Annotated in this window: 12 protein-coding genes; 4 read left to right on the forward strand and 8 right to left on the reverse strand. The window is 70.8% G+C overall.

Annotated elements, in window-relative coordinates; translation table 11 throughout:
* Positions 1–105: 105 nt before the first annotated feature.
* The 3 genes from ACWEVP_RS44560 to ACWEVP_RS44570 are packed head-to-tail and all read left to right on the forward strand — an operon-like array spanning position 106 to position 2,588.
* On the forward strand, positions 106–1,536 hold the full coding sequence (locus ACWEVP_RS44560) for a serine hydrolase domain-containing protein (RefSeq protein WP_452068635.1): 1,431 nt from the start codon (positions 106–108) through the stop codon (positions 1,534–1,536).
* Positions 1,503–1,919: a PGPGW domain-containing protein gene (locus tag ACWEVP_RS44565; protein ID WP_452068636.1), complete on the forward strand. Its 417-nt coding sequence runs from the start codon at positions 1,503–1,505 to the stop codon at positions 1,917–1,919. The genes ACWEVP_RS44560 and ACWEVP_RS44565 overlap by 34 nt, the downstream gene beginning before the upstream one ends.
* 18 nt (positions 1,920–1,937) lie before the next feature.
* Positions 1,938–2,588, forward strand: a complete 651-nt coding sequence (locus ACWEVP_RS44570; RefSeq protein ID WP_452068637.1) for a TetR family transcriptional regulator — start codon at positions 1,938–1,940, stop codon at positions 2,586–2,588.
* Here the strand turns inward: ACWEVP_RS44570 and ACWEVP_RS44575 are convergent.
* The 8 genes from ACWEVP_RS44575 to ACWEVP_RS44610 form a co-directional block, all read right to left on the reverse strand.
* On the reverse strand, positions 2,548–3,213 hold the full coding sequence (locus ACWEVP_RS44575) for an epimerase (protein ID WP_452068638.1): 666 nt from the start codon (positions 3,211–3,213) through the stop codon (positions 2,548–2,550). The genes ACWEVP_RS44570 and ACWEVP_RS44575 overlap by 41 nt on opposite strands.
* Positions 3,210–3,608 carry a carboxymuconolactone decarboxylase family protein gene (locus tag ACWEVP_RS44580; protein ID WP_452068639.1) on the reverse strand — a complete coding sequence of 133 codons (399 nt, stop codon included), beginning with the start codon at positions 3,606–3,608 and terminating at the stop codon, positions 3,210–3,212. Before ACWEVP_RS44580 ends, ACWEVP_RS44575 begins: the two co-directional genes overlap by 4 nt.
* Before the next feature lie 34 nt (positions 3,609–3,642).
* Positions 3,643–6,009 (reverse strand): DNRLRE domain-containing protein, encoded by a 2,367-nt coding sequence (locus ACWEVP_RS44585; protein WP_452068640.1) that lies wholly within the window; start codon positions 6,007–6,009, stop codon positions 3,643–3,645.
* A gap of 131 nt (positions 6,010–6,140) precedes the next feature.
* On the reverse strand, positions 6,141–8,639 hold the full coding sequence (locus tag ACWEVP_RS44590; RefSeq protein ID WP_452068641.1) for a LamG-like jellyroll fold domain-containing protein: 2,499 nt from the start codon (positions 8,637–8,639) through the stop codon (positions 6,141–6,143).
* A 28-nt stretch (positions 8,640–8,667) separates the two neighbouring features.
* On the reverse strand, positions 8,668–9,642 hold the full coding sequence (locus ACWEVP_RS44595) for an ABC transporter permease (protein WP_452068642.1): 975 nt from the start codon (positions 9,640–9,642) through the stop codon (positions 8,668–8,670).
* Positions 9,639–10,601, reverse strand: a complete 963-nt coding sequence (locus ACWEVP_RS44600) for an ABC transporter permease (RefSeq protein WP_452068643.1) — start codon at positions 10,599–10,601, stop codon at positions 9,639–9,641. The genes ACWEVP_RS44595 and ACWEVP_RS44600 overlap by 4 nt, the downstream gene beginning before the upstream one ends.
* The gene (locus ACWEVP_RS44605) at positions 10,594–12,150 is read right to left on the reverse strand and encodes a sugar ABC transporter ATP-binding protein (RefSeq protein ID WP_452068644.1); all 1,557 of its coding nucleotides are present in this window, start codon (positions 12,148–12,150) and stop codon (positions 10,594–10,596) included. The genes ACWEVP_RS44600 and ACWEVP_RS44605 overlap by 8 nt, the downstream gene beginning before the upstream one ends.
* A complete protein-coding gene (locus ACWEVP_RS44610) occupies positions 12,150–13,226 on the reverse strand; it encodes an ABC transporter substrate-binding protein (protein ID WP_452068645.1) in 1,077 nt (358 codons plus the stop codon). The genes ACWEVP_RS44605 and ACWEVP_RS44610 overlap by 1 nt, the downstream gene beginning before the upstream one ends.
* Positions 13,227–13,380: 154 nt before the next feature.
* Between ACWEVP_RS44610 and ACWEVP_RS44615 the strand changes: the two genes are divergently transcribed.
* Positions 13,381–14,382, forward strand: a complete 1,002-nt coding sequence (locus ACWEVP_RS44615) for a LacI family DNA-binding transcriptional regulator (RefSeq protein WP_452068646.1) — start codon at positions 13,381–13,383, stop codon at positions 14,380–14,382.
* Positions 14,383–14,650 lie beyond the last annotated feature (268 nt).

Here is a 14,650-nt window from a genome sequence, read left to right on the forward strand (position 1 = left end):
ATGTGTTGACTATAGGTCCGGCGTCAAGACCCTGCCGAAAGTCGGGGGTGGCCGACGTCGTCCGGCAGCGGCCCGCCGCCCGGCGAACGCTCTACCTTCCCTCCCATGACCAGGCTTTTCCTCCTGCTCGCGGCGCTTCTGCTCACCACCGCGACGCCCGCCGCGGCCGCCGCGCGGGAGCCCGACATCGACTCCTGCGTCCGGGCCTACCTCGACCACACCGGCCTGCCCGGCGCCGCCGTCGCCGTCACCCACGGCGGTGACGTGCTCCGCGTCGCCGGCTACGGCCACGACTCCGCCGGCGCGCCGCTCACCGCGTCGACGCCGCTGCCGATCGCGTCGCTGAGCAAGTCCATGACCGCCTTCGCCGTGCTCCAGCTCGTCGAACGCCACCAGCTCGAGCTGGACGAACCCGTCACGCGCTACCTGCCGGACTTCCGGCTCGCCGACGACCGCGGCGCGCGGATCACCGTGCGGATGCTGCTGGACCAGACGTCCGGGATGGCCGACTCCGCCTTCCCCGATCTGGCGCTGGCGCAGCCGCACACGCTCGCCGAGGCCGTCGCGCGGCTGAAGGACGCGCCGCTCGCGAGCGAGCCCGGCACCGAGTTCCACTACCACAACCCGAACTACCAGGTGGCCGCGCGGATCGTCGAAGTCGTGGCCGGGCAGCCGTTCGCGGAGTACCTGAAGACGAGGCTGTTCGCGCCGCTCGGCATGACCGCGACCACCACTGTGGACGCCCCGCCCGAGAGGACCGCCGGGTACGTGCGTGCCTTCGGCTTCGAGGTCTCGGTGTCCGAACCGGACTGGTTCACCGGCGGCAGCCACGGCGTGCTGAGCACGGCGACCGACCTGGCGAAGTGGCTGGTGGCGCAGCGGGACGGCGGCGGCGCCCTGACCCCGGAGTCGGCCCGGCTGGCGCACACGCCCGCGCCCGGGCGGGACTACGCGCTGGGCTGGAGCGTCCGGGACGGCCGGACCGCGCACACCGGCGACTGGTTCTCCCACACCGCCGCCCAGGTGCTGCTGCCCGGTGGGTACGGCGTCGCCGTGGTGGCGAACACCGGGATGGCGCTGGACAACGAGGCGGAGCTGCTGGCCCAGCAACTCGCGAGCCTGCTGGCGGGTGGGACACCGGAGCCCGCGCTCCCGGCCGGGGTGGTCGCCGACCGGGTCCTGGCCGCGGCGGCGGTGATCGCGGTGGCGCTGGCGGTCCTCGGTGTCCGGCGCGCCCGGCGGAAGCCGCGGTGGTGGCGGCTCGTCCCGCCGTTGCTGCCGCTCGTCACCCTGGTTTTCCTGCCGCGGCTGCTCGGGTGGGTATTCGCCGGGCGGCGGGGTACCTACGCCCAGGTGCTCTACGTCTGGCCGGGGCTCGTGGTCGTGCTCGGCGTGGTCGCACTCGCGGGCCTGACCGTCGCCGCGGCGAGGGCACGGGCCCTCGTGAGTGGCACTCGGGGCCGCGACCAGGAAGAATCGGGCGAAACGAGGGGAGACGCCCAGTGGGCATCGGCAAACAGGCGAAGCGGATCCTGATCACGGTGGCGGGTGCCGTCCTGCTGGTGGTCGGGGTGCTGCTGCTCGTCCTGCCCGGCCCCGGGCTGCTGCTCGTGCTCGCCGGGCTCCTGCTGCTGGCGTCGGAGTTCCCGGCGCTCGAGCGGTACGTCGACCCGGTGCGCGACCGCGCGATGAAGGCGGCCGAGGAGAGCGTCTCCTCGCCGCTGCGGATCGCCGGCTCGGTGCTCGCCGGGCTGGCGCTGCTGGCGGCGGGGATCGTCTGGGGCACGGTGAAGTCGCTGCCGTTCGCCGGCTGGAGCACCGGGTCGAGCCTGATCCTGTCGTCGGCGATCCTGTTCGCGCTGCTGATCTGGAGCTACCGCCGGGTCAAGAACCGGCGCGAAGCCGCCAGCCGCGGCTGAGGGGATACTGTCGGCGCCATGAGCGCCGGATTCCAGCGTGCCCGGCGGCCGGAGCAGATCGAGGCGCGCCGCACCGCGATCCTCGCCGCCGCGCGGGAGCTGCTGGCCGAGCGTCCGGTCGCCGACATCAGCCTGCGCGAGCTGGCCTGCCGCGTCGGGCTCGCGAAGTCCAATGTGCTCCGCTACTTCGACAGCCGCGAGGCGGTCTTCCTCGAAGTCCTCGACACGGCGTGGACGGCCTGGCTCGACGAGCTGGCGTTCGGGGAGTTGCCGGCCGCGCCCTTCGCGAGGGAGGAGCGGATCGCCGGAACGATCGCGTCGACGCTGGCCGAGCGGCCGCTGCTGTGCGAGCTGATCAGCGCGATGGCACCGGTGCTGGAGCGCAACATCTCCCTGGAGTTCGCGCGCGGCTTCAAGCTCCGCGCGGCCGCGAACCTCGAACGGCTGGCGTCGCTCGTCCGCGTCGAGGTTCCGGAGCTGTCCGCGGAAGCGGCCCGGGTGTTCGCCCGGGCCGTCGTGGTCGTGGTGTCGGGGGCGTGGCCCTACGCGAACCCGACGGAAGCGGTCGCGCTCGCGACGGCCGAGGCCGGCGGTGCGCCGGGGTTCGCGGCGGTGGTGGCGGAGAACCTCACGAACCTGCTGGCCGGGCTCGTCGCGCGGCGGCGGTGACGATGTCGGCGTTCTCGAGCACGGGCTTCTCGTAGCCGTTCTCGGCGGTTTCCAGCATCGCCAGGGCGAGTTCCCGGTTGGTCGTGACGAAGCCCGGGAACAGCCGGCGCAGCAGCGGGTACAGCGGCATCGCGACGCGGTAGAGCGTCCGGTACAGCGTCGTCTTCGACGTGATCCCGTACAGCGGCTGGATGTAGCCCGGCCGCACGGCGAACGTCCGCAGCGGCAGCTTCGCGAGCGCGTTCTCGGTGGCGCCCTTGACGCGCGCCCAGCGCACCCGGCCGCGTTCGGTGCTGTCGGTGCCCTGGCCCGAGACGTACACGAAAGTGGTGCCTGCGGGCAGCTTCCGGGCCACCGAAAGGGTCAGTTCGTAGGTGATCCGCTCGTACTCCGCCGGCGCCATGCCGACCGACGACACACCGAGGCAGTAGAGGCACACGTCGTAGCCGGTGATCGGCTCGAGGGCGAACAAATCCTCCTCGACGCGTTCGGTGAGCTTCGGGTGCGTCTCGCCGAGCGGGGACCGGCCGACCGCCAGCACCGCCTCGACGCGCTCGTCGAGCAGGCACTCGCGCAGCGCGCCCTGGCCGACCATGCCGGTCGCGCCGAAGAGGACGACCCTCACGCGTCCGCCACCGGCAGCAGCCCGCGCTCGGCGAAGACCTTCTTCGCGACGGCGGTCGCGTTGAGCGCACGGGGGAAGCCGCAGTAGGCGGCCGACTGCAGCAATGCTTCGACGATCTCCGCCGGCTTCAGGCCGACGTTGAGCGACGCGTTGACGTGCACCTCCAGCTGCGGCTCGCACCCGCCGAGCGCGGTCAGCATGCCGAGCGTGACGAGCTGCCGGTCGCGCGGCACGAGCGCCGGCCGCGTGTAGATCTCGCCGAAGCCCCACGACACGACACTGTCGGCGAGCTTCGGCGAGATGTCCTCGAGACTGTCCAGCACGCGCTGGGCGGTCTCTTCCCCGTTGAGGTCGACCAGGGCCCGCTTGCCGCGTTCGAAACGATCATCGGTCATGGCTTCGAAGGTAGCGGCTGGAGCGGGCTCCAGGTCAAACCGCGCGCGCGGACCCCGGCACGGTCCACACGTAGAACAGCGTGGTGGTCTCGTCCGACCGGACGCCCGCCGCGTTCACGCTCCACGTCCGCAGCGTCAAGTACGCGGCGTTCGGCTGATCGGCCGGCACGTCGAAGCCGAACGACGCGGTGCCGTCCGCGGACGCGGGCACCGCCGTCTCGGCGCCGGACCCGATCGCGTAGCCGTAGCTCACCGGGTTCGCCTGCAGCGGGTGCGCGGAGCACTGGACGTGCTGCCCGGGCTGGACCGAGTCGACGCCGGTGTCGCAGGTCACGGCAGGCGCCGCGGACTTGGCGGTGAACGTGTACACGGTCGCCTCCGACACCACGCCGTCGGCGAACGTCGTGGTCACCCGGACCGAGTTCGGGTACCGCCGGGTCGGGGTGAACACCACGGAAGCGGTGCCGTCCGGGCCCGCCGCGACGGTGCCGGACGGCCCGCCGTCGAACTCGTAGCCGTAGCTCACCGCGCCCGCCACCGGCGAGGAGAACACGAACGTCCCCGGCGTGCCCACCGCGCCGCCCGCGTCGTTCGCGGGGTACTCGGCGCTCGTGACGACGGGCTGGTTCGGGGCCACGTTCAGGTTCACCCAGCTGTCGCCGGAGCGGATCCCCGCCGCGGTGGTGTTGTGCGCGATGAACGCGCCCCAGGACGCGGTCGCCGGCGTGACGGTCACGGTCGCGTCGCCGTTCTCGTCAACCGGCGCGGTGGCCCACTCCTGGTCCTGCCAGCGGTAGGTCACCGATGCCGCCCCCGGCAGCGTGGCGTGCACCAGGAACTGCGCGGGCCGCCCCTGCACGGGGTTCGCGGTGAGCGGGGTGATCTCGGGTTCGCCGGCCTCGACCGAGAACGACGTGGTCGACGGGCCCGTCACGTAGCCGTTCGCCAGCTTGGCCCGCACCGTGAGCTCCGGGTACGGCTGCTGGTAATCGGTCGGCACGACGGTGACCGTCGCGGTGCCGTCCGGCCCGGCGGGCACGGTCCGGTCGTCGTCCTGGCCGAGGTGGTAGACGTACGCGGTCGCCGGGGACGGCCCGTTCGGGGTGAACGTGCACTGGCGCGCTTCGCCGACGTACGCGTCCCACGGTGTGCAGGTGACGCCGGGCTCGTTGGACGCCACCCAGAACCGGTAGTCGGTGCGGTCGGAGCGGGCGCCCGCGGCGTCGACGCTCCACACCGACAGGTACTGCGGGCCGCTCTGCTGGGGCACCACGGTCACCGTGGCCGGGCCGCCCTTGCGCGTGGCCGGGACGTACGAACCGGGGGTGTCGAAGAGGCCGTAGTAGTAGCCGACGACGTCCGCGACGCCGTTGGCGGTGAAGGTGAACGAGCCGGGGATGCCGGTTCCGCCCGTGCCGAGCCCGACGTCGTAGTAGTCCGCGGAGGTCACCACCGGCGCCTTGTCCGGCCGGACGAAGTCGGTGGTCAGCTTGCAGACGGCGCTCCACGGTCCCGCGTCGGTGCGGTCGAGCGCGCGGACCTGCCACGCGTACGTCGTGGCGTCGGCCAGCCGGCCCTGCACGTCGAGCGAGACGCCGTCGCCGGTGAAGGAGTTCTGGATCGTCACGCGCTGCTCGGGGTGGTCGACCGGCCACAGCGCCCACTCGGCCGTGCCGAAGTCGCCGTCGGGGTCGGTGACCGCGGCGCCGAGGGTGGTCGAGCCGGCCCCGACGACGAGCGGCTTGGTCCCGCAGGCGCGGGTGTTCACGGTGAGCTGGGCCGGCTTCGAGGGCGCCCGGTTGTAGGTGATGCTGAGCGTGGCGTGCGGGTCGTAGGCCCGGCCGAACTTCGGGTCGTTCTGCTGGTCGTCCGGCAGCCGGATGGCCAGGGTCGCCGTCTTCTGCCCGGCGTCGAGCGCGCTCTGCAGGGCCGCGGTGGCGTTCCAGAACACCCCGCGGGCCGGGCAGGACGTGTCGACGACCGGCCCGCCCGCCTGGACCAGCTCGGCCGGCTGGCTGTTCCACGTCGGCTTCTTCGCCGGCTCGGTCAGCCACAGCTGGGTGGCCCGGGTGACCGAGCAGTCGGCGACGGCGGTCTCGTCGATGGACACCCCCGCCCGCTCCAGCCGGTTGCCGCGCAGGGCCGAGAGGTCGAACGTCACGTAGGCCTTGGAGACGTGGCTGACGCCGTTCGCGTAGGTGTGCGCGCCCACGGGGAGGTCACCCGCGGGGTTCGTGAAGCTGGTGCGCGGCGCGGCCGAGTCGACGTACGCCCACGAGCCGGCGGTGCTTTCGGTGATCGTCGACGCGGCGGCGGGCGCCGCGGTGAGCACGGTCGCGCCGGTGGCGACCAGTGCGGAGACGGCGGCGCACACGGCCGCCGCCCGGACCTTCGAGCCCATCGGGCCTCCCCCAAGAAGTTCGGTTCAGTCCCGTATCGACGCTCCTTTCGTTGTCGTTACGCCGGTTTCGGCGCCGAAACGCGGAATGGCCGCACCGGGGAGCTCCCGATGCGGCCATTCCGGACAAACGCTTACTTTCCGCTGGCGTACAACGCGCTCACGTCCGCGTCGGACAGCGCCCGGTCGTAGACGTGGACCTGGTCGACCGCGCCGTTGAGGTAGTCGACCGGGTTGCCGCCGTACTTGCCGCGGCCGATCACGGTGTTCCCGGTGGACGCGTCACCGAGGCAGACGCTCTTCGTCGCGGCGAGCTGGCCGTCCACGTAGAGCTTCAGCGTGCCCGAAGCCGCGTCCCGGACGCCGACCACGTGGTACCAGCGGTTCGCTTCCGGGGCCGTGGGCGCCAGGGCCCGCGTGCCGACGAAGCTCATCGCCAGCCGGTGGTCCTGCCCCGAGTACTGCAGGAAGAACGCGCTGTTGCTCGGCCCGTCCTGGCTGACGATCGTCTGGAAGCCGTCGCCCACGGCGTTGAACTTCACCCACGCCGCCGCGCTGTAGCTGCCTTCGGTGTCCACCAGCGCGGCACCCGTGTCGGCGTACTGGCCCGACCCGTTGACCGCCAGCGCCGAGCCGCTCTTGCCCGCCGTCCAGGACGCGCCGCCGACGAGCGTGGCGTCGTGGTCGCCCACGCTGTCCGCGGCCACCGTGCCGGTGTTCTCGTCGAACGGGTACGCCGCGATGCCGTCGATGCCCGGCGTGCCCTGCGGAACCGAAGGCCCGGACACGGGAGCGCCGGTCGCGCCCTTGATGACCGCGAGGTTCGCCGCGCGGACCGCCGCGAAGTCCATCTTCTTCACCTGCCGGTCGTAGGTGAAGAAGCCGTTGACCTCCTTCTCGACGTCGGTGGTCTGCGTGTAGACGCCGGCCGAGACGCCGCACCGCTGGGCGACCAGCAGCAGGCGCTGCTGCAGTTCGCCGTAGCGCCGGGTCAGCGTCGCGCTGTCGGGCTCCATCTCGTAGGCGAAGCTGCCCGCCGCGTCGAACTCGTGGCCGGCGACCTTCAGGCCGAGGCCGCCGTACTCGCCGTCGACCGCCGCGCGCGTCCCGGTCTGGATCGGGGTTCCCGGGCCGGTGTAGGTGTGGTCGTCGTAGATGTCGCCCTTGCCGCTGTCCGGTTCGGACCGGCAGCAGTTGACGCCGGACTCGGCGTTGACCAGGCGCGAGGGATCCCAGGACTTGACCTCGTCGGCGATGCGGCCGACTTCGTAGTCACCCCAGCCCTCGTTGAACGGCACCCACGTGACGATCGACGGGAAGCTGCGGTGCTGGTCGATCATCCGCTTCATCTCGGACTCGTAGTTGACGCGCGAAGCCGCGGACGGCTCGACGTCGTCCTTCATCGCCGGCATGTCCTGCCAGACCATGAGGCCCAGCTTGTCGGCGTAGTAGTACCAGCGGTCCGGCTCGACCTTGATGTGCTTGCGCACCATGTTGAAGCCGAGCGCCTTCTCCTGCTCCAGGTCGAACTTCAGCGCCGCGTCGGTCGGCGCGGTGTAGATGCCGTCCGGCCAGAAGCCCTGGTCGAGCGGGCCGACCTGCATGACGAACTTGCCGTTGAGCAGCATCCGCTGCTTGCCGTCGGCGGTCTTGCCGACGCCGATCGACCGGATGCCGAAGTACGAACCGACTTCGTCACCCGAGGGCACGAGCCGCACGCGCAGGTCGTAGAGGAACGGGTCGTCCGGCGACCACAGGTGCGGCCGGTCCACCTTGAGCCGCAACGGCTTGTTCGCGTCGCCGGACACGCGCCCGACGGGACGGCCGTGGTCGTAGGCGACGGCTTCGACGCGCTGGCGCACCGGGCCGCCGACCACGGCGTTCACCGTGACCGACCCGCTCGCGACGTCGGGCGTCACGTCCAGGCGGTCGATGTGCGCGGGTGCCACCGGCTCCATCCACACGGTCTGCCAGATGCCGGAGGTGGGCGTGTAGAAGATGCCGTCGCCGGGCTGGCGCTGCTTGCCGATCGGCTGCCCGCCCTGGTCGTTCGGGTCGGCGACGCCGACGACGAGCTCCTGGGCCTTGGCGGTGGTCAGCGCGTCGGTGACGTCGACGGACCACGCGTCGTAGCCGCCCGTGTGCCGGGCGACGGTCTTGCCGTTGACGATCACCGTGGCGTCGTAGTCGACGGCCTGGAAGTGCAGGAGCAGGCGCTGGCCGCGGCCGACCTGCCAGGTCTTCGGGACCTCGAACGTGCGGCGGTACCACATGTTCGTCTCGTGGCGCATGATCCCGGACAGCGCGGACTCGACCGGGTACGGCACGAGAATGCGCTCGCCGAGCGTCTTCCCGACCGGCGCGGCCTCACCCGGGGCCGCCTTCGCGAACTCCCAGACGCCGTTGAGGTTCTGCCAGTTCCCGCGGGTCAGCTGCGGGCGGGGGTAGTCGGGCAGGGCGTTGGTGGGGGAGACGTCCTTCGTCCAGGGCGTGGACAGCGGCGGGGTCAGCCGCTGCCACTGCGGGGTGTCGGCCGCCGCGGCGGCGGGGACGGTGCCGAGTCCGGCCACCGCGACCGCGAACGCGGCGGCCGCGGTCAGCCATCTCCGGGATTTTCGGGCAGGGCGGAACATCGTTGAACCTCCTGGTAGGGGACAGGGGTCAGCGGGTTCGGGAGCGCGCGAGGGCGCGCTGGATCACCACGACGACGAGCAGGAAGGCCCCGCTCACCACCGTCTGGTAGTTGGAGTCGAGGGTGCCGATCTGGTTGATGACGTTCTGGATCAGCGTGCGCAGCAGCACACCGACGAGCGTGCCGACGATCGTGCCGGCGCCGCCGGTGAGCAGCGTGCCGCCGATGACGACGACCGAGATCGCGTCCAGCTCGGTGCCGACACCGATGACCGTGACGCCGGACTGCAGGTACGCGGCGGTGAGCACGCCGGCGAACCCGGCGAGCGCGCCGCTCAGCGTGTAGAGGCTGATCTTGGTGCGGGCCACCGGAAGGCCCATCAGCAGCGCGGAGTTCTCGGCGCCGCCGATGGCGAACACCGACTGGCCGAACCGCGTGCGGCGCAGCAGGAGCCCGCCGAGCGCGAACAGGACCAGCGTCAGGTAGACCGGGACGCCGATGCCGAAGATCGTGCCCTGGCCGAGCCAGAGGAACGCCGAGCCCGGGTCCACTTTGTACGTCGTCGAGCCTTCGGACGTCAGCGCCAGCAGGAGTCCCCTGGCGAACAGCAGCGACGCGAGGGTCACGATGAACGGCGCCATCCCGGTGCGGGCGATGAGCAGGCCGTTGACGAACCCGATCAGCGAACACACCGCCAGGGGCAGCAGGATCGCGACGACGATCCCGTACTGCGCGCCCCAGGCGGCGAGGATGCCGCCGAGCGCGTAGTTGGAGCCGACCGACAGGTCGATGCCACCGGAGATGATCACGAACGTCATGCCGAGCGCGATCACCGCGAGGAACGACCCCTGCAGCACCAGGTTGCGGAGGTTGTCCGCGGTGCCGAAGTGCGGGAACGCGAACCACGACGCGGCGATGCCGAGGACGAGCACGACGGCCGCGCCCTGGCGCTGCAGGACACCCGCGAACGCCGCGTTGCGGGCCTGGGTCTGGGTCGCCGTCATTTGCTGCTCCGCTCACGCGCGACGTAGACCGCGACGACGATGATGGCCGCCTGGACCATCTGCGCGGTGGAGTCCGGCAGGTTGTGCTTGATCAGGGTGGCCTGGACGAGCTGCATGAGCAGCGCGCCGAACACGGTGCCGAGGACGCGGACCCGGCCGCCGGTCAGCGGGGTGCCGCCGACGACGACGGCGGTGATCGCGGACAGCTCCATGAGCAGGCCGACGTCGCTCGGGTCGCTGGCGCCCAGCCGCGAAGTCGCCAGCACGCCGGCGATCGCGGCCAGTGCACCCGAGATGACGTAGACGCTGATGAGCACGCGCTTCACCGGCAGGCCGGCCAGGGTGCTGGCGGCGCGGTTGCCGCCGACCGCGACCAGGTGCCGCCCGAACGTCGTGCGCTGCACGACCAGCCCGGTCAGCACCGCCAGCACGCCCGCCACGATCACCATGACCGGGACGCCGAGCAGGTCCCCGGTGCCCAGCGCCAGGAAGTCCTGGTTGCGCAGCTGGACGAGCTGGCCGTGGGCGATGACCAGCGCCAGCCCCCGGCCGCCGACCAGCAACGCGAGCGTGGCGATGATCGGCTGGATGCCCAAGTACGCCACCAGGTAGCCGCTGAACAGACCGGAGACCACACCGGCGATCACGGCGACGATGATCGCCATCAGCGGACCCGCGCCCAGGTAGAGCGGGATGAGCGCGGCGGCGATCGACATCACCGAGCCGACCGAAAGGTCGATGCCCTCGGTGCCGATCACCAGCGCCATGCCGAGCGCGACGATGCAGACCGGCGCCGCCTGCACCAGCTGGGTGCGGAAGTTGGCCGCGGACAGGAAGTTCTCGGTGAACACGACGTTGAACAGCAGCAGCACGACGACGGCCAGGTAGACGCCGTAGTTCTGCAACCACGCCGTGACTTTCGCGCGGTCCGGGCTTCTGGTCAGGGTGGCGCTAGACATCGTTGTCACCCTCGGCTGCGATGGCGGTCAGGACGTTTTCTTCGGTGATCCGGTCGCCGGTCAGCTCGCCGACCACCGAACCGTCGCGCAGCACGACCACGCGGTCGGAGCCGTCGATCAGCTCTTCCAGTTCGGACGAAATGAGCAGCACGCCGAGCCCTTCCTGCGCGAGTTCGTCGATCAGCGCCTGGACCTCGGCTTTGGCGCCGACGTCGATCCCGCGCGTCGGTTCGTCCAGCAGCAGGATCTTCGGGCCGGTGGCGAGCCAGCGGGCGAGCAGCACCTTCTGCTGGTTGCCGCCGGACAGCTCCGACACCTTCTGTTCGGGACTGGCGGCCTTGATCCGCAGGCGCTCCATGAAGATCTGCACGATCTTGTCCTGCTTGGCCTTGCTGACCAGGCCGAACGGCGAGAGCGTCGGCAGCGCGGCGAGCACGATGTTCTCGCGGACCGACAGGTTCGGGATGATCCCGTCGGTCTTGCGGTCCTCGGCCAGCAGCGCGATCCCGGCCCGCATGGCGGCCTTGATCCGGCCCTTCTTGAGCGGTTTCCCGGCCAGCAGCACGCTTCCGCCGTCGAGGGGGAACGCGCCGACGATGGCCCGGGCCGTTTCGCTGCGGCCGGAGCCGAGCAGCCCGGCGAGGCCGACGACCTCGCCGGGCCGGATGCTCACCGAGACGTCGTGCAGCCTCCGCATGCCCGACAGGCCTTCGGCCTTGAGCAGCGGTTCGCGCTCGACGTCGTGTTCCTCGCCGAACGCCGTGACGCCTTCCTCGCGGATCTGCTTGATCTCCCGGCCGAGCATCTTGCTCACCAGCTCGATGCGCGGCAGGTCCTTCAACGGTCCACTGTGGACGACCCGGCCGTCGCGCAGCACGGTGACGCTCTCGCAGACCCGGTACAGCTCGTCCATGCGGTGGCTGACGTAGATGATCGCGATGCCTTCGCCGTGCAGGCGGTTGAGCACCTCGAAGAGCGTCTCGACCTCGCGCGGCTCGAGCGACGACGTCGGTTCGTCCATGATGACGACCTTCGCGTCGGTCGAGACCGCGCGGGCGAGCGCGACCATCTGCTGCGCGCCGACACCGAGGGTGTGCAGCGGGCGCTTGACGTCGTCCTCGATGCCGTAGCCCTTGAGCAGCTCGCGGGCGTCGGCGTACATCTTGGACCAGTCGACGAGACCGGCCTTCGTGCGCGGCTCGCGGCCCAGGAAGACGTTGCCGGCGATGCTCATCAGCGGGACGAGGTTGACCTCCTGGTAGATCGTGGAGATCCCGGCCCGCTGCGCGTCGATCGGGCGCTTGAAGGTGACGGGGGCGCCGAGGTGGCGCACCTCGCCCTCGTCGGGCTGGTAGACGCCGGTGAGCACCTTGATCAGCGTGGACTTGCCCGCGCCGTTCTCGCCGACCAGCGCGTGCACTTCGCCGGGGCGCAGCGCGAAGCTGACGTCGTCGAGCGCGAGGGTGCCGGGGAACCGCTTGGTCACCCCGGCCACCTCGAGCACCGGTGCGGTCGTCATGGCGACGTCCTCTTCGGTGGCTGCCGTCATCAGTACGCGTTCCCGACCTTCTGGGAGGCGTTGGTCTCGTCGTACTGGTCGTCGGTGATCACGATGCTCGCCGGGATGGCTTCGCCGGACTCGAACTTCTGCATCGTCTGGAAGGCCAGCGGGCCGAAGCGCGGGTTGGACTCGATCACGGCGTTGTAGCTGCCGTCGGCGATCAGCTGGACGGCGTTGCGGGTGCCGTCGATCGAGACGACCTTGACGTCCTTGCCCGGCGTCTTGCCCGCGGTCTTGAGCGCGTTGACCGCGCCGACGCCCATTTCGTCGTTTTCGGCGTAGACGGCGGTGATGTCCGGGTGGCTCTGGATGAGCTGCTCCATCACGGCCTGGCCCTTGGAGCGGTCGAACTCACCGGTCTGCTCGGCGACCACGGACAGGCCGGGCGTCTTCGCCAGCTCGTCCTTGAAGCCGGAGGTGCGGTCGGTGGTGACGTTGTTGCCGGACGCGCCCAGCAGGATCGCGACCTTGCCGGTGCCACCGGTGACCCGCGCCATCTCCTGCGCGGCGCGCTTGCCCTGCTCGACGAAGTTGGAGCCGATGAAGGTCAGGTAGTCGGTGCAGGGCTGCGAGGTCACCTTGCGGTCGATGGTGACGACCGGGACCTTCTTGGCCTTCGCGGCGTCGAGCGCCGGCTGGAGGCCGTCGGAGTTCAGCGGCGCGACGACGAGCAGCTGCGCGCCGCGGTCGAGCATCGACTTGATGTCGCTGATCTGCTTGTTGAGGTCGCTCTGGGCGTTGGTGACGAGCAGCTTGTCGCTCGCGATGCCGAGCTTGGCGGCTTCGTCCTTGATGGACTGCGTCTCGGCGATCCGGAAGGGGTTGGCTTCCTTTTCGGACTGTGAGAAACCGACCACCGCGGTCTTGAGGTCGACCTTGGGGTAACCGGTCTTGTCGATGGTGCAGCCGTCGGCGGACGGGGCGACGGACTGGGCGCTGGCGGCGGGGCCGCCACCGCTCGACGGGGCCGCGGGGGTTTCTTCCCTGCTGGTGCAGGAGGTCATGGTGAGCGCGGCGGCGGCCGCGGTGGCCAGGACCAGGAGGGGACGGGTGGGCAGCGGCACGGTGACTCCTCGGGCAGCGACGGTGGTGACCCGCTCACCGGGGTGATCGGAGTCACCGCGGGAGCCTTGGAGTACTTTTTACATCGTTGGAACAACGTTGTAAACCGGCAAATCCTCGCTACACTTCGTGCTCACTATCTCGAAGGAGCCGCCCGTGACCGTGACGCTCAAGGACGTCGCCACGCTCGCCGGAGTGTCGGTGAAGACCGTGTCGAACGTGGTGAACGGCTATGCCTTCGTCAAGCCGGAGAACCGCCGGCGGGTCGAGGAGGCGCTGGCGGCGACGGGTTACCGGCCCAACGTCGGCGCGCGGAACCTGCGCCGCGGGCGCACGGGGTTCCTGGCGCTGATGGTGCCGGAGCTGTCGATCCCGTACTTCGGCGAGCTGGCCGGCCTGGTCATCACGGCGGCGCAGAAGCGCGGGTGGAGCGTCCTGATCGAGCAGACGCAGGGGACGCGCTCCCGGGAGCGCGAGACGCTGTCGTCGCTGGGGCCGCACCTGGTCGACGGGGCGCTGGTGCACCCGGAAGCCCTGGAGGCCGCGGATTTCCCCTCGCCGGGGGAGATCCCGCTGGTGATGCTGGGCGAGCACGCGGTCGACGTGCCGATCGACCACGTGGCGATCGACAACGTCCTGGCGGCGCAGACGGCGGTGACGCACCTGGCCTCCCTGGGGCGCACGCGCATCGCGGCCATCGGGCGCAATCCCGCTCGTGGGACGTCTTCGCAGCGTCTGGCCGGCTACCGGTCGGGTCTGGCCGCGGCTGGCCTGTCCTATTCGGACGCTTTGGTGGCACCGGCGGAGAAGTGGCACCGCTCGGTGGGTGCGGCGGCGATGAAGTCCCTGCTGGCGTCGGACGCACCGCCCGACGCGGTGTTCTGCTTCAACGACCTGCTGGCGATCGGCGCGTTGCGGGCGGTCGCGGAGCTGGGGCTGCGGGTGCCGGAGGACGTGGCGATCGTGGGGTTCGACAACAACGAGGAGAGCGCGTTTTCGCTGCCGTCGTTGACAACGATAGCCCCGGACAAGACGGCGCTGGCGGAGGCGGCGATCGATCTGGTCCACCGCCGCATCACAGGGGACAAGGGCTTGCCACCGCAGGACATCCAGACGCCGTTCGCCCTGGAGGTAAGGGAGAGCACGAGCGGGCGCTAGCCCGAAAGAAAAAAGTAGCTGGGTGGTCATCCCGTCGCCTGAGGCTGTCAAAATCACTTTGAGCCGGGCCCGCAACACAGAGACCAGCGCGAGGGGGCAGGCCAGGCTTGCGGGCCCGGCTCAAAGTGATAGGCCTCAATCAGGCGACGGGATGACCACCCAGCGACCCACCTCGAGAAGGTGAGGGAACAGCGGGACTAGGGGTCATCCCGGAGCCTGCCCGTCCGGCGAGGACAGTCTTTTGCTTCTAAGCCGCGGCAGAACTTCT

Source organism: Amycolatopsis sp. NPDC003865, from assembly GCF_053605345.1.